23 protein-coding genes and 1 tRNA gene are annotated in these 21373 nt (G+C 60.6%); 14 read left to right on the forward strand and 10 right to left on the reverse strand.

All coding sequences use genetic code 11. The annotated features are described in order from the left end of the window. The first annotated feature begins 55 nt into the window (after positions 1–55). The 3 genes from IHQ71_RS24630 to IHQ71_RS24640 all read left to right on the forward strand — a co-directional run bounded on the left by IHQ71_RS24630 (position 56) and on the right by IHQ71_RS24640 (position 4274). Entirely contained in the window at positions 56–235 is a 180-nt protein-coding gene (locus tag IHQ71_RS24630) for a lipoprotein (protein WP_258159037.1), read from the forward strand. A gap of 21 nt (positions 236–256) precedes the next feature. After that, positions 257–1525, forward strand: coding sequence for a diaminopimelate decarboxylase (gene lysA, locus IHQ71_RS24635; RefSeq protein WP_258159038.1), 1269 nt, complete (start codon positions 257–259; stop codon positions 1523–1525). 118 nt (positions 1526–1643) lie between these two features. Then, positions 1644–4274, forward strand: a complete 2631-nt coding sequence (locus IHQ71_RS24640; RefSeq protein ID WP_258159039.1) for a TIGR02302 family protein — start codon at positions 1644–1646, stop codon at positions 4272–4274. 247 nt (positions 4275–4521) lie between these two features. Here the strand turns inward: IHQ71_RS24640 and IHQ71_RS24645 are convergent, their stop codons facing one another. From IHQ71_RS24645 to IHQ71_RS24655, 3 genes are all read right to left on the reverse strand, one after another. Further along, entirely contained in the window at positions 4522–4878 is a 357-nt protein-coding gene (locus IHQ71_RS24645; protein WP_258159040.1) for a response regulator, read from the reverse strand. Positions 4879–4989: 111 nt separating this feature from the next. Then, entirely contained in the window at positions 4990–5532 is a 543-nt protein-coding gene (gene hpt / locus IHQ71_RS24650) for a hypoxanthine phosphoribosyltransferase (RefSeq protein ID WP_258159041.1), read from the reverse strand. Positions 5533–5594: 62 nt separating this feature from the next. Continuing rightward, entirely contained in the window at positions 5595–6239 is a 645-nt protein-coding gene (locus tag IHQ71_RS24655) for a hypothetical protein (RefSeq protein ID WP_258159042.1), read from the reverse strand. Positions 6240–6400: 161 nt separating this feature from the next. Here IHQ71_RS24655 and ftsE point away from each other — a divergent pair, with 161 nt between their 5' ends. From ftsE to IHQ71_RS24675, 4 genes are all read left to right on the forward strand, one after another. Continuing rightward, positions 6401–7060 (forward strand): cell division ATP-binding protein FtsE, encoded by a 660-nt coding sequence (gene ftsE / locus IHQ71_RS24660; RefSeq protein ID WP_025556892.1) that lies wholly within the window; start codon positions 6401–6403, stop codon positions 7058–7060. Continuing rightward, positions 7053–8054, forward strand: coding sequence for an ABC transporter permease (locus IHQ71_RS24665; protein ID WP_258159043.1), 1002 nt, complete (start codon positions 7053–7055; stop codon positions 8052–8054). The genes ftsE and IHQ71_RS24665 overlap by 8 nt, the downstream gene beginning before the upstream one ends. Before the next feature lie 95 nt (positions 8055–8149). Then, a complete protein-coding gene (locus tag IHQ71_RS24670) occupies positions 8150–8815 on the forward strand; it encodes a YdcF family protein (protein ID WP_258159044.1) in 666 nt (221 codons plus the stop codon). Positions 8816–8888: 73 nt separating this feature from the next. After that, positions 8889–9680 carry a 1-acyl-sn-glycerol-3-phosphate acyltransferase gene (locus IHQ71_RS24675; RefSeq protein ID WP_258159045.1) on the forward strand — a complete coding sequence of 264 codons (792 nt, stop codon included), beginning with the start codon at positions 8889–8891 and terminating at the stop codon, positions 9678–9680. On the opposite strand, the gene IHQ71_RS24680 is transcribed toward IHQ71_RS24675, so the two are convergent. Continuing rightward, a complete protein-coding gene (locus IHQ71_RS24680; RefSeq protein ID WP_258159046.1) occupies positions 9668–10213 on the reverse strand; it encodes a gamma-glutamylcyclotransferase in 546 nt (181 codons plus the stop codon). The genes IHQ71_RS24675 and IHQ71_RS24680 overlap by 13 nt on opposite strands. 35 nt (positions 10214–10248) lie before the next feature. Between IHQ71_RS24680 and IHQ71_RS24685 the strand changes: the two genes are divergently transcribed. Then, positions 10249–11247, forward strand: coding sequence for a DUF2125 domain-containing protein (locus IHQ71_RS24685; RefSeq protein ID WP_258159047.1), 999 nt, complete (start codon positions 10249–10251; stop codon positions 11245–11247). Here the strand turns inward: IHQ71_RS24685 and IHQ71_RS24690 are convergent, their stop codons facing one another. Beyond that, a complete protein-coding gene (locus IHQ71_RS24690; protein ID WP_258162945.1) occupies positions 11248–12912 on the reverse strand; it encodes an acyl-CoA synthetase in 1665 nt (554 codons plus the stop codon). A gap of 201 nt (positions 12913–13113) precedes the next feature. Here IHQ71_RS24690 and IHQ71_RS24695 point away from each other — a divergent pair, with 201 nt between their 5' ends. The 3 genes from IHQ71_RS24695 to IHQ71_RS24705 all read left to right on the forward strand — a co-directional run bounded on the left by IHQ71_RS24695 (position 13114) and on the right by IHQ71_RS24705 (position 15756). Then, entirely contained in the window at positions 13114–13797 is a 684-nt protein-coding gene (locus IHQ71_RS24695; protein WP_258159048.1) for an alpha/beta fold hydrolase, read from the forward strand. 427 nt (positions 13798–14224) lie between these two features. After that, the gene (locus IHQ71_RS24700) at positions 14225–15325 is read left to right on the forward strand and encodes an AI-2E family transporter (RefSeq protein ID WP_258159049.1); all 1101 of its coding nucleotides are present in this window, start codon (positions 14225–14227) and stop codon (positions 15323–15325) included. Beyond that, complete coding sequence (locus tag IHQ71_RS24705; RefSeq protein ID WP_258159050.1) at positions 15322–15756, forward strand: potassium channel family protein; 435 nt, start codon at positions 15322–15324, stop codon at positions 15754–15756. The genes IHQ71_RS24700 and IHQ71_RS24705 overlap by 4 nt, the downstream gene beginning before the upstream one ends. 411 nt (positions 15757–16167) lie before the next feature. On the opposite strand, the gene IHQ71_RS24710 is transcribed toward IHQ71_RS24705, so the two are convergent. Continuing rightward, positions 16168–16551 carry a hypothetical protein gene (locus IHQ71_RS24710; protein ID WP_258159051.1) on the reverse strand — a complete coding sequence of 128 codons (384 nt, stop codon included), beginning with the start codon at positions 16549–16551 and terminating at the stop codon, positions 16168–16170. Between the two features lie 76 nt (positions 16552–16627). Beyond that, on the reverse strand, positions 16628–17512 hold the full coding sequence (locus IHQ71_RS24715) for an NAD(P)-dependent oxidoreductase (RefSeq protein ID WP_374989914.1): 885 nt from the start codon (positions 17510–17512) through the stop codon (positions 16628–16630). A gap of 127 nt (positions 17513–17639) precedes the next feature. Here IHQ71_RS24715 and IHQ71_RS24720 point away from each other — a divergent pair, with 127 nt between their 5' ends. Next, positions 17640–18008 (forward strand): helix-turn-helix domain-containing protein, encoded by a 369-nt coding sequence (locus IHQ71_RS24720; protein WP_258159053.1) that lies wholly within the window; start codon positions 17640–17642, stop codon positions 18006–18008. Between the two features lie 33 nt (positions 18009–18041). On the opposite strand, the gene IHQ71_RS24725 is transcribed toward IHQ71_RS24720, so the two are convergent. Next, positions 18042–18126, reverse strand: a tRNA-Leu gene (locus IHQ71_RS24725). Between the two features lie 69 nt (positions 18127–18195). Then, on the reverse strand, positions 18196–19152 hold the full coding sequence (locus tag IHQ71_RS24730; protein ID WP_258159054.1) for an aldo/keto reductase: 957 nt from the start codon (positions 19150–19152) through the stop codon (positions 18196–18198). A gap of 155 nt (positions 19153–19307) precedes the next feature. Here IHQ71_RS24730 and IHQ71_RS24735 point away from each other — a divergent pair, with 155 nt between their 5' ends. Together IHQ71_RS24735 and IHQ71_RS24740 are read left to right on the forward strand one after the other, a co-directional pair. Next, positions 19308–19895: a YqaA family protein gene (locus tag IHQ71_RS24735; RefSeq protein WP_258159055.1), complete on the forward strand. Its 588-nt coding sequence runs from the start codon at positions 19308–19310 to the stop codon at positions 19893–19895. A 13-nt stretch (positions 19896–19908) separates the two neighbouring features. After that, positions 19909–20433, forward strand: coding sequence for a disulfide bond formation protein B (locus IHQ71_RS24740; RefSeq protein ID WP_258159056.1), 525 nt, complete (start codon positions 19909–19911; stop codon positions 20431–20433). 318 nt (positions 20434–20751) lie between these two features. On the opposite strand, the gene IHQ71_RS24745 is transcribed toward IHQ71_RS24740, so the two are convergent. Further along, positions 20752–21309, reverse strand: coding sequence for an HNH endonuclease (locus IHQ71_RS24745; protein ID WP_258159057.1), 558 nt, complete (start codon positions 21307–21309; stop codon positions 20752–20754). Positions 21310–21373 lie beyond the last annotated feature (64 nt).

Raw genomic sequence — 21373 nt, forward strand, 5'->3', positions numbered from 1 at the left:
GGGTGCACAAGCCCCTGAATATTCGCTAAGAACATCCAGAATTTCCGAGGATGCCATGACCCGATCGCTGTTTTTGCCGCTTGCCGCTCTAGCCCTAGCTACGCTCATACTCTCCGGTTGCGGCCGCAAAGGCGATCTCGATGTACCCGGCACGCCGGTGGCCGAGCAGAACGTGAACAAGACGAAAAAAGAGCCCGTAGAGGACCGCAAGTTCTTCCTCGATCCGCTGCTCTAGATTGCCCGACAGGATAATCCCTTGAACCATTTCCATTACAAGAATGGCGTGCTCCACGCCGAAAACGTGCCCGTGCCGGATATTGCCCGCGCTGTCGGCACGCCCTTCTACCTCTATTCGACCGCCACACTGGAGCGCCATATCCGCGTCTTCCAGGAAGCGTTTTCGGATGTCGATTCGCTGGTCTGCTACGCGATGAAGGCCAATTCCAACCAGGCGGTGCTGAAGACGCTCGGCCAGGCGGGCGCCGGCATCGATGTCGTCTCCGAGGGCGAACTGCGCCGCGCACTGGCCGCCGGCATCCCGACCTCGAAGATCATGTTCTCCGGCGTCGGCAAGAAGGCGCGCGAGATGGATTTCGCGCTCGACGCCGGCATCTATTGCTTCAATGTCGAGAGCGAACCGGAACTCGAAGTGCTGAACGCCCGCGCCGTGGCCAAGGGCAAGCGCGCGCCGGTCTCCTTCCGCATCAACCCCGATGTCGATGCCGGCACGCATGCCAAGATCTCGACCGGCAAGAAGGAAAACAAGTTCGGCATTTCCTATGAAAGCGCCCGCGGCGTCTACAAGCATGCGGCCACTTTGCCAGGCATCGAAGTCACCGGCATCGACATGCATATCGGCAGCCAGATCACCGATTTGCAGCCCTTCGACGATGCCTTCAAACTCCTGCGCGAACTGGTCGAGACACTGCGCACCGACGGCCACGTCATCGACCATGTCGATATCGGCGGCGGCCTCGGCATTCCCTACAAGATCGACAACGACCCCCCGCCGAACCCGGAGGCCTATTCCAAGGTCGTCAAGAACCAGCTCCGTTCGCTCGATTGCAAGATCATCACCGAACCCGGCCGCCTGATCGTCGGCAATGCCGGCATTCTGGTCACCGAAGTGATTTATGTGAAGGACGGCGGCGAAAAGTCCTTTGTCATCGTCGATGCCGCGATGAACGACCTGATCCGCCCGACGCTCTACGAGGCCTGGCACGAGATCATGCCGGTCGAAATCGGCGCCGCGAACGCCCCGCGCATCCGCGCCGATGTGGTCGGACCGGTCTGCGAAACCGGTGATTATCTCGCACTCGATAGGGAAATGGCCGAACCCAAACCAGGCGACCTGCTGGCCGTCGGTTCTGCCGGCGCTTATGGTGCTGTCCAGGCAGGCACCTACAATTCCCGGCTTCTGGTCCCGGAAGTGCTTGTAAAGGATGACCAATTCCATGTCGTCCGCGCACGTGAAGATTATGATGCGCTGATCGGCCTCGACAGCCTGCCCGGCTGGCTTACGTGAGTCAGGATAATCCTGACCTCGCCATCAACAGCTTGTGAAGCGAAAGTGCGGGGCTCGCCTCGCCTTTGCCCAAAACAATGGTATCCTGCATGCTTCGAAATTCGAGCACAGGCAGTCCATGGCCGACGACGTCACGACACCGCCCGATAATAGGCCCGACTACAGGATTGCACGCCTCAGGCGCCTGATCGCAGGCAAGCGGGCGCTTGCCTTGACCTCGATCGTGCTCGAACGTGCCCTGATATCGGCATTGCCGGTGCTCTCCGTCATCGCGCTCTTCCTCGTGCTGAGCTGGATGGGCGTGATGCGCCAGATCCCCGATCTGGCCAAGATCGCCGTGGGCATCGTCTTCTTCGCCGGCTTTATCGTCTCGTTGCTGCCGCTGCGCAAATTCGTGTTGCCGACGGTCGCCGAAGCCGACCGCCGCCTCGAGGATCGCAGCGGCCTCGCCCACCAGGCCATCTCGGTGCAGGCGGAAACGCCTGTTTCGAAGGACCCCTATTCGCTGGCGCTGTGGAAATCGCACCAGGTGCGGATGGCCGAGAAGATCAAGTCGATCGACGCCGGTCTGCCGTCGCCCGATATCGCCCGGCACGATCCGCTGGCGTTTCGCGCGGCGCTCATCCTGGCGCTGGTCGTTGCCTGGAGTTTCTCGTTCTCGAATTATGGCGGCCGCATCACCGATGCCTTCAGCCTGACCAAACCCGTCGTGCCGGTGGCCGATATCCGCATCGATGCCTGGGTCACCCCGCCGTCCTATACGGGCGTGGCACCGCTCTATCTCAGCGGCAACCTCGAAAAGGCCGCTCCCGGCGAACTCAAGGTGCCGCTCAACTCCGAACTTACCATCCGCATATCAGGCAAGGATGCCAAGGGCGATGTGCGCTTCACGCCGGTGACCGGACCCGCCGTCGATCTGAAGGCCGAAGCACCCCAGAAGAAGCCCGCCACCTCGGCCAACGCCGAGAAGATGGAAAGCCGCACCTACAAGGTGAAGCTGATCGCCAATGGCAAGGTCTCGGTCGCCTCGAAGGAATATGCCTTCACGCTGATCCCCGACAAGCCGCCACAGATCTCCTTTGCGCGTGAGCCGGGCCGTGCGCTGAACGGCGCGCTCGAACTCGCCTTCCAGGTCAAGGACGACTACGGCGTCACCGAGGCACGAGCCGAGATCCTGCCCACCGACAATGACCCCAAAGCCATCCCGCTCTTCGACCCGCCGAAATTTCCGCTCGATCTGCCCGGCAGCGACGGCAGACAAGCCAAATCCACCGTCTCCCGCGACCTGACGGAGCATCCGCTCTCAGGCCGCAAGGTCAGGCTGACGCTCGTCGCCAAGGATGCCGGCGGTCTCGAAGGCCGCAGCGAAACCAAGGAAATCGTGCTTCCTGCGCGCTATTTCTCCGAATTGCTGGCGGGTTCCGTCGCCGAGCAGCGCCAGGTCTTCGCGCTCGATGTCAATGATATCCCGAGGGCTCTGGAGCTCAACGACGCCGCGACCTTCCGTGCCGACGAGACGATCCCCAACCTCACGAATTTCCTGCTGGTAAAATCGGCGCGCAGCCGGCTGGTTGTGGCGCGGGGCGTCGAAGGCCTCACCGACGCCGCCAAATATTTCTGGGACATCGCCCGCTATATCGAGGACGGCGATCTTTCGACCGCCGAAAAACGCCTGCGCGACGCTCAGGAGAAGCTTTCGGACGCACTGAAGCGCGACGCGCCCGACGCGGAAATCGCCAAGCTGATGGCCGAACTGCGTCAGGCCATGAAGGAATATCTCTCCGAAATGGCCAAGCGCATGCAGAACCAGGACAATTCCCGCATGTCCCAGCAGGCGCAGCGGATGATGCGCAGCCAGGATTTCGAGAACATGCTCAACCAGCTCGAAAACCTGTCGCGCTCGGGCAACAAGGACGAGGCGCAGAAGCTGCTGAGCGAAATGCAGCGCATGCTCAACAACCTGCAGACGGCGCGTCCGCGCCAGCAGCCGGGACAGGAGAACAATCCGGTGCGCGAACAGATCGACAAGCTCGGCAAACTGATGCAGGACCAGCAGAAGCTGATGGAAGAAACGCACCGCATGGAGCAGGCGCTGCGCGATCGCATGCAGCGCGGCGATCCCGATCAGAACGAAGAAGGCTTGCCGCAGGATCAGCAGGAAGGCAACCAGCAGCAGCCGGGCGAGCAGCAGAAGCAGGACCAGCAGCCCGGCGGCGACCAGAAGGAAATGACCGCCGAACAGCTGCGCGAGGCGCTCAAGCAGCTCCGTTCGAGGCAGGAACAGTTGCAGAAGGACCTCAAGGGCCTCGAACAGGGCCTCGCCGATCTCGGCATGAAGGCGCCGAAGGGCTTCAAGGGTGCGGGCGAGGAAATGGGCGAATCATCCGACGCGCTCGGCAAGTCGCAGGGCCAGCGTTCGGCCGACGCCCAGGGCCGCGCCCTGCAGGCGCTGCGTGACGGCGCCGGCGAAATGATGCAGCAGCTCCAGCAGATGCAGGCCGACCAGGAAGGCCGCGACGGCCAGGGCATGCCGCTGCCCGGTAGCGCGATGAACAACCAGGGCAACGACCCGCTCGGCCGCAAGACCGGCCAGCTCGGCAGCGAATTCGACGACAGCGTCAAGGTGCCTGATCAGATCGATGTGCAGCGGGCGCGGGAGATTCTCGAGGAGATCAGGCGCCGGCTGGGCAATGGGCCGTCAAGCCTGATCGAGCGGGAGTATCTGGAGCGGTTGCTGGATTTGCGGTGAGGTGTTGGGTGTTGCTAAGGACTACGCTCTCAGCAAGCTCGCCCCCCTCTGGCCTGCCGGCCATCTCCCCCTCTCGTGGGGAGATTGGCAAGTGGCACGAACCTCGCCTTACAGCAACGTCGGATGCTGCACGCGCTACGTTTGATTGTGGCAGCGACGGCGCCCCATCCAATCTCCCCCCTTGAGGGGGAGATGCCCGGCAGGGCAGAGGGGGGTGCCCACACGGCGATGTCGCGAAAGAAAAAACCTACGCCAGCGCCTTCGCCACCGCCGTCCTGATATCCGGCAGCGTAAACGGCTTGGCCACCACGTCGATGATCTTCTCCATCAAGTCATCCGCCCGCTCGCGCTGCTCGGCATAGCCGGTCATCAGTAGAATCTTGAGCCCCGGATGAGCAGCCGCAGCCTTGTGGGTCAGCTCAATGCCGTCCATCACAGGCATTCTGATATCGGACAAAAGCAGGTCGAACCGTCCGCCGCTAAGCGCTTCCAGGCCCTCGGCGCCGTCGGCGGCTTCGACGGTTTCGTGGCCATCCATGCGGAGAGCCCGGGCCACGAAGGAGCGAAGCGAGTCCTCGTCTTCGGTGATGAGAATGCGTGCCATTTCTTTTACCCCGTTTTAACTTTGGACCCAGTCAACACCCCAGGCCCTTTTCGAAGGGTAAACGCGACACGAAGTCAGATCGGCGAATTGCCTTTATGCTTGCTCAAATCTTTACGCTTCGCCGGTGACGACACCGACGAAGGGCAGTTCGCGGAAGGCGTAAGCGACGTCCATTCCGTAGCCGACGACGAAGTGATCGGGGCATTTGAAGCCGACATAATCGGCCTCCAGCGAGGTCGAGCGCTTGTCGTGCTTGTCGAGCAGCACGGCGATCGAGACATGCCGAGCACCGCGTTCAAACATCAAGTCCCGGGCGAAAGTCAACGTGCGGCCGGATTCGAGAATGTCGTCGATCAGCAGGATATCGCGGTCCTTCACCTCGCTGTCGATGTCCTTGATGATCCGCACGCCCTGCGACACAGTGCCGGTGCCATAGCTCGACAGCGTGATGAACTCGACTTCCGGCGCGAGGCCGACATGGTGCAGCGACCGGATGAGATCGGCCGCGAAAATGAACGAGCCCTTGAGCACCGCGATCACCAGCAGGTCCTTGGTCGGGCCTGAGGAAATCTCCGTCGCCAGTTCGTCATTGCGCTTGGCAATCATCTCGGCGGTGAACAGCGGCTCGATGGTCTTTCCGCGAATGACATGCATGATGGGCTAACTCCGGTAACGGCAAAGCCGAGCGTTAGCACAGGGTTCCAGCGATTCAATCATTACATCTGGGGAAAAATCGAAATCTCGCCGGATTTTCCACCGGTGAGCTTCAATCGCGCGGCGAAATTCACCGACGCGCCTGCCTCGATCCTGCCGGTAGCCGGCCGAATCGTGCCGATCAGTTCGCCGCCCTCGCGCGTCACCGACAGGGCCGGAACGTCGAGAATCCGGCCGGACCGGTTGACCAGCACACCGCTGACGGCAAGCAGTTTCATGCCATTGGCATCCTGCTCATCGACAAACACCCGCTCCACGGCAAATGGCTTCAGCGGCTGCTTGACCGGCCCCTCGGCGAGAGCGTTGAAGCCGCCAAACACCCAGAAGACGATCAGGAAGAGCGACGTGATCAGCGTCACGAAGGCCTGTGGCGACAGCCGCGACAGCATATGTTCCAGACTGTTGATGACGAAGACTCCGGCGACCGCGAACAGCCGGGATAACTCGAACTGGCGCGCCTGTTTGGGCGGAGTAGGATTGTCGTTGAATTCCCGTCGGGGGCGCTCGTGCGTGATCACCTCGAACACGGCATCCTCGACCTGCATCGGGCGATTTGCATTTGCTGTGAACCGCCGCATAGTGGGTTCCGGCGGCAGAACGTCGAAGACCTCGATCGCCCCATTGGCGCTTTTCCGGTTTGCCTGCATGGCTTCCCTCGTAATGCACCGCTTTCCGGGAATGTCCAGCCTGCGGCCATTGAACTTGAAGTTCACGAGAAGTAAACTGATTTGGTTAATGCTTCGCAAATCACAGACTTCGGTACTTATGGCCATATGCCTTTCGAGTTTCCTCGGTACGGGACAAAACATTGATTCATTTTGAAAATGTTGGTCTGCGTTACGGGATGGGGCCGGAAATCCTCAAGGATCTGACTTTCGATATTCCCAAGAAGTCCTTCCAGTTCCTGACCGGTCCGTCGGGCGCGGGCAAGACCAGCCTGCTCCGGTTGCTGTTCATGTCGCTGCGGCCCACGCGCGGATTGATCAAGGTGTTCGGCCGCGAAATGTCCGATATCCCGCAATCCGAACTGCCGATGCTGCGCCGCCGGATCGGCATCGTCTTCCAGGATTTCCGCCTGCTCGACCATATGACGACCTATGAGAACGTCGCTCTGCCGCTGCGCGTGCGCGGCAAGGAGGAATCGGGCTATCGCAGCGATGTGCTCGAATTGCTCAAATGGGTGGGGCTGGGTGACCGCATCAACGTGCTGCCGCCGGTTCTTTCGGGCGGAGAGAAACAGCGTGCGGCCATCGCCCGCGCGCTGATCGACCAGCCCGAACTGCTGCTCGCCGACGAGCCGACCGGCAATGTCGATCCGCCGATGGCCAAGCGCATCGTCAAGCTGTTCCAGGAGCTCAACCGTTTCGGCACCGCCGTCGTCATCGCCACGCATGACCTCACTTTGATGGACCAAGTCGAAGCCCGCCGGATGATCCTCACGTCAGGGCGGCTCGACATCCATGAGTGACGCCGCAGCGCAGAAGGACAAGGATAAAGCCCCGCCGCGCAAGGAGATCACGCTCCGCCGCACCGCCTCCATCGTGCCGCAGCAGAGCGTGCAGGGCCGGGCGCTGCTCGCCGTCATCGTCATCATGTCGTTCCTCGCCTGCCTCACCATCGGTGCGGTCAGCATGATCCGTTCGACCGCTTCGTCGTGGGCGAGCCAGATCTCGCGGGAGATCACCATCCAGATCAAGCCGGATGACACGATCGACATGGAGAAGACGCTCATTCAGGTACGCGACCTGGCGCTGTCCTTCGTCGGCACCCGCGACGGCCAGATCCTCGACAAGCAGGCCACATCGCGTCTGCTGGAGCCCTGGCTGGGTGCTGGCCTGGATATCGATGAACTGCCAGTGCCACGCCTCGTCGTCATCACCATCGATGACCAGAACCCGCCCGACTTCACGGCCATGCGGGCCGAGCTCAAGCGCAAGATTCCGCAGGCCTATCTCGACGATCATCGCACCTGGGTGGATCGCCTCGTGTCGATGGCGCGCACCACGGTGTTCATCGGCTCGGGCGTGCTCGGTCTCGTCTTCTTCGCCATGGTGCTGACCGTGATCTTCGCCACGCGCGGCGCGCTGGCCGGCAACCGGCACATCGTCGAGGTGCTGCACTTCGTCGGCGCGGAATCGTCCTTCGTCGCGAGGGAATTCCAGAAACATTTCCTCATGGTCAGTCTCAAGGGCTCATTGGCCGGCGCCTTCCTGGCTGCCGCCATGTTCACCGCCGCCGCATGGTGGCAGAGCGAGCGGATCGCGACGCCCGAGGCAGACCAGGCCGCAGCGCTGTTCGGCAGCTTCACCATCGACTGGACCGGTTATGCCGGTATCTTCCTGACCATGGTCATCATCGCGGCCCTGACCACCGTGACTGCCCGCTTTACCGTGATGCGTACGATCGACGAGATCGATCACATCCGGTCCGATCCGGGCCGGCTCGATCAGTTCCAGGGGTAAGCCAGTGAAAAGCTTGAAGCGCCAATATAGTAGACCATGCTAACTCAACCAGAAGCGCCTATATAAGGCCCCAAATCTAAACTAGAATATCTTGAATGATGACCGGTGATGCGAGCCTTGGGGAAGATGTGAATAACGGCGTTATTCCGCGCCAGCGCCTTGCTGTCCGCGTTGCACATCACATACTCAGGCTGTTCGGCTTTCTCCTCCTCACCGCGATCGCGCTGTTTGCCGGCGGATTTCTCGTCTTCTACCAGCATGTCGCGACGATCCAGCCACCGGCCGATCCCGAGGCTGATGGCATCGTCGTGCTGACGGGCGGCTATCAGCGCATCGACCAGGCGGTCGAGCTTCTCGCCAAGGGCGCCGGCAAACGGCTGCTGATATCGGGCGTCAACCCGGCAACCACGGGAAATCACATCCGGCTGCTGACCCGCAGCCCCGGCGATCTTTTCGATTGCTGTGTCGATATCGGCCATGACGCACTCGACACGACGGGCAACGCCACGGAGACGGCGCGCTGGATTCGCGAAAACGCCTTCAAGAGCGTGATCCTCGTCACCAACAATTACCACATGCCGCGCAGCCTCGCCGAGCTCGAGCGGACCGATCACGGCACGCGGTTCATCGCCTATCCGGTCGCGACCGATCTCAGCTTTGCCGAGATGACCCGCAATCCGCTGCTGATCAGGACGCTCGCGGCCGAATATGTGAAGTTCCTGCTCGTCGTCAGCCGCGACTGGACCGGCATTTCCATATAGAGCGACTTTCTCTTGACGTTGCTATGCGCTAAGGAGAGCGCGTTTTCCGCTCTTCAGGACATCAGAGCCGTTCATGACCTATCTGCGCTCGGGCATTTTTCAACTCTGCTTCTATCTCAGTTTCATAGTGCAGATGATCATCTTCACGCCGATCTATTTCCTCCTGCCGCGCAAGACGGCTTACAAGATACCGAAGAACTGGGCGCGCTCGAACATCTGGCTGGCAAAGCACATTGCCGGGATCAGCTTCGAGATCGAGGGAATGGAGCAATTGCCGCATCAAGGCTTCATCCTGTCGGCGAAGCACCAGTCCTTCTTTGATACATTCGCGCTGATCCCGTATCTCGATGACCCGGTCTATATCCTCAAGCGCGAATTGCTCTGGATTCCGCTTTTCGGCTGGTATGCCGCCAAGCAGGACATGATCCCGATCAACCGCGCCGACAAGAGCCGCGCCATTCCGCAAATGGTCGCCCGCGCGCGCGAAGAGCTGGCGCGCGGACGTGAACTGATCATCTATCCCGAAGGTACCCGCAAGGCGCCCGGTGCGCCGCCCGATTACAAGTATGGCATCGCCCGGCTCTACAAGGATCTCGATGTGCCCGTCGTCCCCGTCGTCATGCATCCCGGCCTGTTCTGGCCGCGCCACGGTTTTCTCCGCCAGCCCGGACATTTCAAGGTGAGGTTCTTGCAACCGATCGAACCCGGCATGCCGCCGGACCAGTTTTTCAAGCATCTGATCGAGGTGACGGAGCGGGCGAGCGACGAATTGCTGGTCGAGACGATCCGCAACAATCCACATCTCAAGATTCCCGAGAGCGCCAGGCTCCGGCTAGATGAATTGACGGCCGCTCAGGCCGCCTGAAGAAGCGCCCGCATCTTCTCGGCAACCGCTTCCATCCAGTGGTCGCGGATGCCGAGCTGCTTGAGATGCTCGACGGTGTTGGCGACATAATCGGCATTGCGACCCGACTTGCCCTCGGATGCCGCCACGATCCGCGCCGCGTCGTCCACCGTCAGCCCCGCCGCATATTGCAGGTGTTTGCGATCGGCAATGTAGGTGAGCGCGGTGGCCGTCCGCCCGTCGCCGAACTTTATCTTCAGCCGCCGCTCGAGATAGACGTTGGTCACCAGTTCCCGTTCGCGCAGATAGGCAATGACATCATCACGATTGCCGGGCGCGACGCGAAAGCCGGCCCCCTTGCAGGAGCCGCCGCGGTCGAGCCCCAGCACGAGCCCCGGATTTTCGCGCGTGCCACGATGGACCCAGGAATGGATGCAGAGCGCCCTGTGGAAACCCTGCGCGGTGACGATCTCGCGCGCTTCGTAATCGAAGCCGGGGTTCCACATCAGCGAGCCGTAGCCAAACACCCAAAATTCGTCCATATCCGCTGTCATTGGCTTCAATTCGCTGGCTCATCAAGGACGACTGAATGGCTTTGGACACTGTGCGCGGGCCCTCGCCTGCATCCCGCAAGATTCGCAGGCTCGGCATTTCAGTCGCTGTCATCGTGGCCCTTTATTCGGCCGGCTGGTTCTATGTTGCAAGCAAAATCGAGGAGACTGTCCGCAACTTCATCGCCCGTCCGGGTCCGGTGGAACTCGCCTGCGACGGCCTGACCCGAACCGGTACGCCATTCAGGATCGGCTTTGCCTGCGACCGTACATCGGTAAAGGACGATGCGACCGGCGGCATGCTGTCGACCGGGGCGATCCACGCGGTCGCCAATATCTACAATCCCGGCAGCGCGATCGTCGAGCTTGACGGTCCCGCCGATGTCTCGCTTCTCGGCGGCACGGCGATAACGGCCAACTGGTCGCTGCTGCGATCGGGATTCTCGCTCGGCTTTTCCGGCCTGAAGACGCTTTCCAACACCGGCGAGAACCTTTCGCTCGATCTCTTCAGCTACGCCATGGTCGAGCCGATCGTCGCCAAGGCCAAGCATGGCGAGTTCCACATTCGTGGCAATGGTGCGGATGTGGATGTGGCGGTGCTGGCGGATGACTTTGCGCTGGCGACCAAGTCCGGTGCCGAGATCCTGCCGATGCTCTCGACCAGCACGGAATTGACGCTGAAGGACAAGGCCGAATTGCTCGAAGGCAAGCCCTTGTTGTCGAAAGCCATGACCGGCACGCTTACCAGCTTCAAGATCGCGACGCCGCAAGGGCTGTACGGCGAGATGAGCGGCCCGTTCGAGATCGACGAAAAGGGCTATATCTCCGGCACCTTCAAGACCCGGCTTGAAAAGCTTGGTCTCTGGGAAGCCAATCTTCTGAAACTCTTCCCCAAGGCCGACAACACGATTTCCGGCATGGCGGCACTGTTCAAGGGCTTAGCGAAAGGCGGCGACACGGTGACGGTCAATCTCGTGGTCGACAAAGGCACGATCACGCTTTCGATGTTTCCGCTGGGGCATATCCCGCCGCTGTGATCAGCGCGCGGAGGCCTGCTTCTTTTCAGGCTTCTGCGTTTCCGTTGCCGCGCGATCCCTGAGCAGGCGCCGGATGACCTTGCCAGTCGTGGTCATCGGCAGCGCGTCGATGAATTCCACCTCGCGCGGATATTCATGCATCGATAGCCGGTGCTTCACCCAGTCCCGGATTTCATTGGCAAGCTTATCGGACGGCGCGAAGCCCTCGGCCAGCACGACATAGGCCTTGACGATCTCCGTCCGGATAGCGTCCGGCTTGCCAACCGCCGCTGCAAGCTGGATCGCCGGATGCGAGATCAGGCAATCCTCGATCTCGGCTGGGCCGATGCGATAGCCGGACGAGGTGATGACATCGTCGTCGCGGCCGAAGAACTCGACATAGCCCTCGGCATCCATGACGCCCTGGTCGCCGGTCAGCATCCAGTCGCCGATGAATTTCTTGGCGGTCGCCTCTGGATTGTTCCAGTAGCCGAGAAACATGACGGGGTCCGGCCGCCGCACCGCGATCTGGCCGGCGCTACCGCGCGGCAGTTCGCGCCCCTCGCCGTCGATGATCGCCAAGATGTGACCAGCGGTGACCTTGCCGATCGCGCCTGATTTGGTGACGCCGAGCGAAGCCATCGAACCGAGCACGATGTTGCATTCAGTCTGGCCGTAAAACTCGTTGACGGTGATGCCCAGAGCTCGTTTCGCCCAGGCATAGGCCTCGCGGCCCAGCGATTCGCCGGCCGAACCGATGGTGCGCAGCTTGACATCGTACTTTTTCAACGGCTGCTCAACCTGCATCATCAGCCGGAGCGCGGTCGGCGGAATGAAGGCGTTCCTCACACCCGTCTCCGCCATGATGCGGAAGGCGAGATCCGGATCGAATTTCTGCGCCAGGGACGAGACGACGGGCACGCCCATGACAAGCGACGGCAGCAAACAGTTGAGCAACCCACCGGCCCAGGCCCAGTCGGACGGCGTCCAGAACTTGTCACCCGGCTGCGGCAGGAATTCCTGCGCCATCTGCACGCCGGGAATATGGCCGGCAAGCACCCGGTGCGCATGCAACGCGCCCTTCGGCGGACCCGTCGTGCCGGAAGTGTAGATCATCAGCGCCGGGTCGTCTTTCGAGCTTTCGATCGCATTGAAGTCCGGCGCATGGGCGGCAAGCAGCGCCTCGAAATTCAGGCTTCCGGCAATATCCGCGCCCACGACCACGACATGCTGGAGATCGGGCAGATTGGCGCGGATATCCTCGAGCTTGGAATGGCCGAAGGCATTGGTGACGACGATTTTGGCGCCGGAATCCTTCAGCCGATATTCCAGCGCATCGGCGCCGAACAGCAGCGCCAGCGGCAACGCGATGCCACCCAACTTGTAGATCGCGACATGGCCGATAACAGTGGCAAAGGATTGCGGCAGCAGCAGCGCCACCCGGTCGCCCGGCTGGACGCCGAGCGCAACCAGCGCATTGGCGAGCCGGTTCGAACGGTCCCGCAATTCGCCATAGGTCAGCCGCTCGTGGTCGCCGTCGGGGCTGTAATGTTCGAGCGCCAGCCGGCCCGGTTCGCGCTCGGCCCACACATCCGCGACCACCTGACCCATGTTGAACTTTTCAGGAATATCCCAGCGGAAATCACGGATCAGGGCTTCGTAATTGTCACGCTTGGGCAGGAACATGCTGGAGAATTCCGGTTTGCTGCGCTGCAATAGCACTTTTCGCCCCACTGGGGAATGAAAAAGACAGTTTGATGACAAGGCAGCTCAACTTGCTTTGAAGCGATTCTCCAGCGAACCGTACGCGATAAAACTGATTGCATTTTGCAATCAGTTTGCTATTATCAAACCAGTTGCAATATTTAACCGGTTCAGGAAGCTGATATGACCGACACCAGAAAAACCTTCGTCATCGTGCATGGCGCCTGGACGGGCGGCTGGTCCTGGCAGCGCGTGCTCGACCGGCTTCACGCACTCGGCCATCGCGCCTATGCGCCGACGCTCACCGGCCTCGGCGAGCGAAAGCACCTCGCCGGTCCTGATGTCTCGCTCGACACGCATATCGACGACATCGTCAACGAAGTGCTCTTCAAGGATCTCACCGATATCACCCTCGTAACCCATTCCTATGGCGGCATCGTCGGCACCGGCGTCGCCGAGCGGATCGCCGACCGCATCAGCGCGATCGTCTTCGTCGATGCCATCATTCTGGGGGATGGAACGAGCTTTGCCGAGGTCATGCCCTATTGGGATTTCTCCGAGCCACTGATCGCGTCGCCGCCGAGCAGCCCAGGAGATTATCTCAGGGAGGAAGACCGCCTATGGGTGGACCAGAAAGCCACGCCACAGCCGACCGGCACATTCACGCAGAAAATACGGCTGACCGGCGCCTACGAGCGCATCCCTAGGAAAACCTACATCCTCGCCACCGGCTGGGACGGTTTCCGAGAGACAGCCGGCAAATATCGCAACGCACCAGGCTGGACCGTGCGCGAAATCGCAACCGGCCATGATGTGGCGATCGACGCGCCGGACGAATTGGTGGGGATGCTGGTGGAAGCCGCGTAGGCGCCTTCATGGTTGTGACGGTTCGAGGCACGTGCTACGATAGTGAAACTTGCACTCTCGACAATTCGCACTTTACACGACGAAATCACACGAGATTCAGGAATGGGCGGATAGCACCTGCTTCCTTTGAAAACGGAAGCCGAATGAACGAAGAATAATCGATAATATCCCACGCGGCATGCCCTATCTTACACCTTGTTCGATAGATCACTTCGGCAACGCTCATGTCATCTGTCGGCCGGCTGGCGTTAGCGCTTCGTGAACTTGATACTTGGAAAAGCGGCTAGCGCATTCGCATTTCGCCTAAGATGATACTCGCCGCCGCATCGGCAGCTTGGCGATGTCGTCAAGCTGCCGGCCAGGTCGCCTCACGGTTTGTGGGACGACCAGTTTCGAGAGTTTCCTATCATCTCGCCGGGGGGCACGAATGGATACCGAAGCACCGAATCCGACCCACTCAGGACCACCGATCATTCATGCGGCCCTGCAAATTGCGCTCGTTGCCTTGCTGCTCTATGCCTGCGGCCGGATTGTCCTGCCATTTGTCGGCATCCTGCTTTGGTCCGTCGTTCTGGCGGTGATACTTCATCCACTCCATATGCGGCTCAGCACGCGGGTGGGAAACAGCTGGTCGGCTACGATCATTGGCCTCATCGGTATCGCGTTGATGCTGGTGCCTATGTATATGGTGGTTACTTCGCTGGGCGCATCGATCTATGCGCTCGTCGCGGGTATCCAGGACCATAGCCTGACCATTCCGCCGCCGCCCGCATGGCTTTCCGGGCTGCCGGTGGTCGGTGAGAAACTGGCCGACGGATGGTCGCTCATCTCGACCAACATGCCCGCGGCCCTCGCCAAATATGGACCCATGCTGGGTAAAGCTGCCGCTTGGCTGGCGTCGTTTGCCGCCGGGCTGGCATCCGGTGGTCTGTCCCTGGTGCTCTCCATCGGCATTGCCGCCGTCATCGTTGCCTATGCGGAAGGCGCCAGCGCATTTGCACGACAGCTGATGGGGGTGGTGACCAATGATGCAGCGCGTGGAGCGCACCTCACCACATTGACGGCTGCGACGGTTCGCGGCGTGGCGACGGGCGTTGTCGGCGTCGCCGTAATTCAGACACTGCTGATCGGGATCGGCTTGTTTGTGATGGGCGTTCCGGCAGCCGGTGCCTTGACGCTCATCACGTTCCTGGTGGCGGTCGTGCAGATACCCGCACTCCTTGTCACCATTCCCGTCATCGCCTATGTGTTTGCAACCGAGGCGACCACGCCCGCGATTATCTTCGCGGTATGGAGCGTCATTGCCGGGCTCAGCGATAACATCCTCAAACCGATCATGCTCGGTCGCGGACTGGAAGTACCGATGCCGGTCATACTGATCGGTGTCATCGGCGGGATGATCTCGGATGGCCTGCTCGGCCTGTTCATCGGCCCCGTGCTGCTGGCCGTCGCCTATGTATTGCTCGTTGAATGGTTGAACCCGAACACAGTCGCTGACCATTCCCAGGCCGAAGGTGCGCAGCCATGATCGTCGTTCTTGCCGTGGGGCTGGCGGCGATGGCCGCGTGCCTCGCGTTCCAGGCAATGGCCTCGGTACTGGCCATTCGCTACTTCGTGCATACCCGTAAACAGCCGCCGTCCGGAAGACGGTGGCTATCGGTGTTTCTGCAGTTCACGGCACTGATGTCGGTGTTGATGCTCGGAAACGTCGTGCAGGTCGCATTCTGGGCATGGCTTTATGGATTGCTCGGTGCTTTCCAGGATTTCGAAACCGCCGTGTATTTTTCGGGGGTCACGTTCACATCGCTCGGCTATGGAGACGTGCTGATCGAAGGGCGCGTCCGCCTGCTCGCCCCGCTCCAGGCTGCCAATGGCCTGATGATGTACGGCATAACCACCGCGCTCTTCTTCGCCATCGTGCAGCAAGCGCTCACGAAATGGGCGGCCGCACGGGATTAGAGCCTCTTGCATTGAAATGGAACCGGTTCTGTTGGCTCAGGCGGAGTCGCATGTTTGACCGGCCGGCGCGCGTCGTAGCCAAAGCATACGGCCAAGCCGGCCGGTCAAAGAGGCGGCCCGCTTCAGCCAACCCTCCCGCAGACTTGCTGAAGCAAATCTGCAAGACATTAGAATCGCCGGGCGTCGCGAAGCGCGCCCGGTGGGCCGGGCATCTTTCCGCCAGGCTCAGAGGCGATTGGCTCGGCCGTACATCTGGGTACGATCTTCGCCAATCGCCTCTGCCCTGACGAAAACCTGCTCCGGCAGAACCGATTCCATTTCAATGCAAGAGGCTCTAGAAGACGTTGAACTCAAATGCTCGGGAACAAGACGGTCCAAGACAGACGGACTATTCGACATGACGGAAAGAACTCATCGGACCACAGACTGGGAAGATCTTTTCAACGCGCCAAAAAAGCCGATGATGCGTGCTATTCGCTCCTGTCCAGTGTCGAGAAATGCTATGTCCAAGCCCTCGGGCAAAGATGATCCATCAGGCATGACGAACGTCCATGCGAAGCGTGCGATCCCATGATGAACATCCACGTCGCTTGTGCGCAAGATGCGAGCGCCGGGATACTTGCTCTGAATTCCTGCGATGTGCATAAGCAGTTCTTCCACGCCCGTGGCGTGGACCGTGGGGTCCGTGTAGGTTGCGCCGTCGCTCCAGATCGGTAGCAGCAGCGCCCGACGCTGCTCAGCGTTCTCCGTGGACCAGGCGGCGCAATATGTATCGATGAGAAGCGTCAGCGGCATTCTATTTCCCTCATTTAGATCTTTGGCGGTGGGCAGGAAACCAACATACGCTGCGTCCTTCCTTGTTTGCCCAACGTTATGCAGGTGCTCCCAGAAATTGCGATAGTGCCGCAAAATCCTCATGTAGCTGGCCGGCCGCAATCGCCCGTTGGAAAATCGCGTCGTAGCCTTGGACCACGGCACGATCGATGTCACGCGCCTCCATCAGCTCAAGAAGATGCTGGAATGAGCCGTAATGTGCGGAAATTGACGAGAGCGTCTCGTCGTCGCTGGCAAAACGGCCAGCATTTGCCCGCTTGACGAGATCGGCCACAAGCCCCTCGACAACCGGGGCCGTCGCGGTCCGCTGCTGCGCCAGGTCGCCGAGTTCGATCTCTTCGGCCCGGCACACGGCGATGGCATGAAGCGTTCCAAACAGAGCGCCCCACATGAGTGCAAGCAGCGCGCTATCAAGCGCGTTTGCGCGTCCCGGCTCGTCCCCGACGTGTTGAACGTTGCCGCCCAGGGCACGGAACACGCCTTCGTTTGCTTTAAAGGCCTGAACCGGCCCCGAGACCAGGATCGTCCCCGCATCCGTGCCGATGAAATCGGGCGTCGCCATGATCGCGCCATCGAGATAGCTGGCTCCGTGCTCAACACACCATTTGGCTGCCGCGCGTGCGCCTTGCGGCGTCCCGGACGTGAGTTCCACGATCAGCTTGCCGCGAACGGCTGAAGCAATGGCATGGTTGTGCAGAATTGCTGCCGTTGCTCGATAGTCGCTTATGTTCACGATGATAATCTCTGCCGTGCTTACCGCCTCCAGCAGGGAGAGAGCAACGGTTGCGCCGAGCGCAGCCAGCGGTTCGGCCTTTTGTATTGTCCTGTTCCAGACCGTCGTGCGGTGGCCCGCTTGAAGCAGGGCCCGGGCGAGTGCGGAGCCCATGCGGCCGGTTCCCACAATAGCGATTGAACGCTTCATTCCAGCTCTCCATATCAAGTTGTGCGGCACGGCGCGCGTTTGCTGTGACTTTTGGAAATATGCTGAAATGGACGACACACAATACGCACCCGGGCGTAAGTGGTGACCAGACGGTAAGGAGAGCACCATGAACAAATCGACCGACAACGGCTTCGCGACGGCCGTCAGGATGACTGAAGGCAAATGGAAACTGGATATCCTCTGCGAGCTTGGAAGGGCGTCGCGCCGATTCGGGCGATTGAAGCAGTCAATCCCCGGGGTCAGTGAAAAGATGCTGGCGCAGCAATTGCGTGAACTGGAGACCGATGGGCTTGTCGACCGGAAAGTCTATTCGGAGACGCCGGCCAAAGTGGTCTATTCGTTGACGGAACGCGGTGCGGCGCTCAATGCCGCGGCAGGCTCATTATGCAGCTGGGGCGAGCAATTCGGTCTTCACGGCGGAGCTCGGATGGACACCCCGAGCAATGCGGAAAATGCCTACGACGAGATACGGTAGCAGGCTTTAATTGCGGCATCGCGCAAACAAGGATGGTGCCCCATGCCGGAGTCGAACCAGCACTCCTTTCGGAACTCGATTTTGAGTCGAGCGCGTCTACCAATTCCGCCAATGGGGCATAAGGGAAGGTAACAGCGGCGGACTATACGAATGACATCAGGTTGGTCAACCGGTTTTTGAGCCGCGGTCAGGCGCTCGCCGCGTTGAGATCCGTCATGTCTTCTTCGGTCAGCGTGAGACTGGCCGCGCGCGAAAAACTTGCGACCTGATCGGAGCGGGTGGCGCTGGCGATCGGGGCGGTGACGCCGGGGCGGGCCATCAGCCAGGCAAGCGCCACTTCCGCCAGCAGCGCATTTTGCCGGTAGGCGACCTGATCGAGTGCGGCGAGGATTTTCAGGCCGCGTGGGTTGAGATATTTCGCCATGCCGCCGCCGCGCTGGCTTTTGCCGAAATCGGCCTCGCTGCGGTATTTGCCGGTCAGGAAGCCGGATGCCAGGCCGTAGTAATTGACCACGCCCAACCCCTCGCGGATGCAGAGATCCGCCAGCGGCCCCTCGAAACCCGACCGGGCATAGAGATTGTATTCCGGCTGCAGCACCTGATAGGCCGGCAATCCATTGTCCTTGGCGACCTTGAGCGCCTCGCCGAGTTGCGCCGCGTTCAGGTTCGAGCAGCCGATCGCTTTCACCTTGCCGGCCTCGATCAGCTTGTCATAGGCGCCGAGCGTCTCGGCATAGGGCGTGTCCGGGTCCGGCCAATGCGAGAAATAGAGATCGATCCGTTCGACCCCGAGCCGTTTCAGCGAATTCTCGACCTCTTCCAGGATCCAGCGGGCCGACAGGTCCTTTTTCGTCATCGAAGGGCTCATCGGTGAGCCGACCTTGGTGAACACCACTGTTTTGTCGCGCTTACCCGGATTGGCCTTCAGCCAGCTGCCGATGATCGTCTCGGATTCGCCGCCCTTGTTACCGGGCACCCAGGTGGAATAGGAATCAGCAGTATCGATCGCATTGAATCCATGGTCGACGAAGGCATCGAGAATCTTGAAGCTTTCCCGTTCGTTCAGCGTCCATCCGAATACGTTTCCGCCCAATACGAGCGGGGCGATCTCAAAGCCGGTATTTCCGAGCGGACGCCTTTCCATGCAAAACTCCCTTGTTTTCTCCGAGTTTAAGGGGGCAGCGGCGCCCCGGCAATGACAATCGCGTGAAACATGCTGCGCCGCATTATCGCCCCGGTTTACAAGCAGCCTCGCCCGAGCCTATGAACGAAATCCAAACTCGCCAACGGGACGTGCCGATGCTGAAAAGCCTTTACGACTGGACCATGCGGCTCGCCGAGCGTCCCTCCGCCGAAATCTGGCTTTTCGTCATTGCCTTCATCGAGAGTTCGATTTTCCTGGTACCGGCGGAAGTGCTGTTCCTGCCAATGGCGATCGCCAATCCCAAAAAGGTCTGGCGCTACGGCATCATTGCTTCCGTGGGCTCGATCCTCGGCGGCGTGGCGGGCTGGATGATCGGCTATTTCGCCTTCGCGACAATCGCAGCCCCAGTGCTCGAATTCTACGGCAAGCTCGATGAATTCGAGGCGATGAAGAATGGCATCGACATCAACCTAATCCTGCTGTTCCTGATCACATCGGGCGCCGCGCATCTGCCGCCGCTCAAGGTGGTAACGATCTTGTCAGGCGTGCTTCACGTGAATCTGCTGTTGTTCTTCGTCGCGGCCGTGGTCGCGCGCGGCGGCAAGTTCATGTTGCTCTCGTGGCTGTTTGCGAAATACGGCGTGTCGATCCGTGATTTCATCGAAAAACGCCTCAATTGGCTGGCAGGACTGGCGGCCGGCCTGCTGATCGCCGCATATCTTGTTTATCTGTACCTGAAATAGCCGGAAACGCCCCATGACCACGACCTCGCTTGCCATGCCCGCAACATCCCGCGCCATGCTGTGGCCGGCGGTCCTGCTGACGTCAGGCATGGCCGTCGTCATCCTCTCGGCGCTCGGCTTCGAGCATATCGGCCACTATATCCCATGCGCGCTCTGCCTCATGCAGCGCTGGCCATATTACGTCGGCATCCCGATCGCCCTGCTGGCAGTGCTCTCCTCGGCGATGAACGCGCCGCCCGCCGTCACCCGCACGCTGCTGCTGCTGGCGGGACTTGCTATGCTGGTTGGCGCCGGCATGGGCGTCTATCACGCCGGCGTCGAGTGGAAATTCTGGGAAGGTCCGGCGACATGCGCGACCTCCGCCAACGCAATCTCCAACAACGCCGCCGACCTGCTCAACGATCTCAACACCCAACACGGCCCGTCCTGCACTGATGCGACGCTACGGGTGCTGGGACTGTCGTTTGCTGGGTGGAACGTGATTACGAGCCTCATCCTGGCGGGGATTGCCGTATTTGGGGCGACGCGGAAGGCCTAGCAGATTCAAGAAAGACCCCGCCCCGAAACCCCTCCCCACAAGGGGGAGGGGCCAATCGGTGGTACCCTCATCGCCACAACAGCAATGTCGCCGTAAGTGGAACGGCGATTGAGGCATGACGAGAGCGGCAAGTTAAGCCCCTCCCCCTTGTGGGGAGGGGTTTGGGGCGGGGTCTTTGCCCCAACCGCGACGCTGCCCCGCGTTCTTCAAGCTGAGTCGAAAACGGCGAATTTCGAGAACCGGCGCGCAGCGTACTTTTCGTACGTGAGCACCGGAAGCGCGGAAAGTCGCCGTTTGCAGCCCAGCTTGAAGAACGCGCTACGGCTGCAGTTCGGTATCCCAGTAGAGATAGTCCACCCAGCTTTCATGCAGATAGTTCGGCGGGAAGTGGCGGCCGTTATTGTGCAGGTCCTGCACCGTCGGCCGGTAGGGCTTCTGGTGTGGGAACATGCCGGCCTGCTTGGGCAGCTTCGAGCCCTTGCGCAGGTTGCAGGGCGCGCAGGCAGTGACGACATTTTCCCATGTCGTCTGGCCGCCCTTGGCGCGCGGGGTGACGTGGTCGAAGGTCAGGTCATCCTCGTCGCCGCAATACTGGCATTCGAACTTGTCGCGCAGGAACACGTTGAAGCGCGTGAAGGCCGGAAAGCGCGACGGCTGGACATAGGACTTGAGGCAGACCACGCTCGGCAGCTTCATGGAGAAGCTCGGCGAGGACACCGCCTGCTCATATTCCGCGATGATATTGACCCGGTCGAGGAACACCGCCTTGATCGCATCCTGCCAGGACCACAGCGACAAAGGGTAATAGCTTAGCGGCCTGTAATCCGCATTGAGGACCAGGGCTGGAAGCGACTGGGGTGATACTGCAATCGTCAAGTCCTACTCCCTGATCGATTCGAATTCCCTGCTTCTTCATACTAGGCGTATTGCAACAGGATTG

The sequence above is a fragment of the Rhizobium sp. TH2 genome, assembly GCF_024707525.1.
Classification (GTDB): Bacteria; Pseudomonadota; Alphaproteobacteria; order Rhizobiales; family Rhizobiaceae; genus Rhizobium_E.

Excerpts from the sequence above, each read along its gene's own strand:
- IHQ71_RS24630 (WP_258159037.1), top strand. The coding sequence starts at position 56 with ATGACCCGATCGCTGTTTTTGCCGCTTGCCGCTCTAGCCCTAGCTACG.
- IHQ71_RS24640 (WP_258159039.1), top strand. The coding sequence starts at position 1,644 with ATGGCCGACGACGTCACGACACCGCCCGATAATAGGCCCGACTACAGG.
- IHQ71_RS24645 (WP_258159040.1), bottom strand. The coding sequence starts at position 4,878 with ATGGCACGCATTCTCATCACCGAAGACGAGGACTCGCTTCGCTCCTTC.
- hpt (WP_258159041.1), bottom strand. The coding sequence starts at position 5,532 with ATGCATGTCATTCGCGGAAAGACCATCGAGCCGCTGTTCACCGCCGAG.
- IHQ71_RS24655 (WP_258159042.1), bottom strand. The coding sequence starts at position 6,239 with ATGCAGGCAAACCGGAAAAGCGCCAATGGGGCGATCGAGGTCTTCGAC.
- IHQ71_RS24665 (WP_258159043.1), top strand. The coding sequence starts at position 7,053 with ATGAGTGACGCCGCAGCGCAGAAGGACAAGGATAAAGCCCCGCCGCGC.
- IHQ71_RS24670 (WP_258159044.1), top strand. The coding sequence starts at position 8,150 with ATGATGACCGGTGATGCGAGCCTTGGGGAAGATGTGAATAACGGCGTT.
- IHQ71_RS24675 (WP_258159045.1), top strand. The coding sequence starts at position 8,889 with ATGACCTATCTGCGCTCGGGCATTTTTCAACTCTGCTTCTATCTCAGT.
- IHQ71_RS24680 (WP_258159046.1), bottom strand. The coding sequence starts at position 10,213 with ATGACAGCGGATATGGACGAATTTTGGGTGTTTGGCTACGGCTCGCTG.
- IHQ71_RS24685 (WP_258159047.1), top strand. The coding sequence starts at position 10,249 with ATGGCTTTGGACACTGTGCGCGGGCCCTCGCCTGCATCCCGCAAGATT.
- IHQ71_RS24690 (WP_258162945.1), bottom strand. The coding sequence starts at position 12,912 with ATGTTCCTGCCCAAGCGTGACAATTACGAAGCCCTGATCCGTGATTTC.
- IHQ71_RS24695 (WP_258159048.1), top strand. The coding sequence starts at position 13,114 with ATGACCGACACCAGAAAAACCTTCGTCATCGTGCATGGCGCCTGGACG.
- IHQ71_RS24700 (WP_258159049.1), top strand. The coding sequence starts at position 14,225 with ATGGATACCGAAGCACCGAATCCGACCCACTCAGGACCACCGATCATT.
- IHQ71_RS24705 (WP_258159050.1), top strand. The coding sequence starts at position 15,322 with ATGATCGTCGTTCTTGCCGTGGGGCTGGCGGCGATGGCCGCGTGCCTC.
- IHQ71_RS24710 (WP_258159051.1), bottom strand. The coding sequence starts at position 16,551 with ATGCCGCTGACGCTTCTCATCGATACATATTGCGCCGCCTGGTCCACG.
- IHQ71_RS24715 (WP_374989914.1), bottom strand. The coding sequence starts at position 17,512 with ATGAAGCGTTCAATCGCTATTGTGGGAACCGGCCGCATGGGCTCCGCA.
- IHQ71_RS24720 (WP_258159053.1), top strand. The coding sequence starts at position 17,640 with ATGAACAAATCGACCGACAACGGCTTCGCGACGGCCGTCAGGATGACT.
- IHQ71_RS24730 (WP_258159054.1), bottom strand. The coding sequence starts at position 19,152 with ATGGAAAGGCGTCCGCTCGGAAATACCGGCTTTGAGATCGCCCCGCTC.
- IHQ71_RS24735 (WP_258159055.1), top strand. The coding sequence starts at position 19,308 with ATGCTGAAAAGCCTTTACGACTGGACCATGCGGCTCGCCGAGCGTCCC.
- IHQ71_RS24740 (WP_258159056.1), top strand. The coding sequence starts at position 19,909 with ATGACCACGACCTCGCTTGCCATGCCCGCAACATCCCGCGCCATGCTG.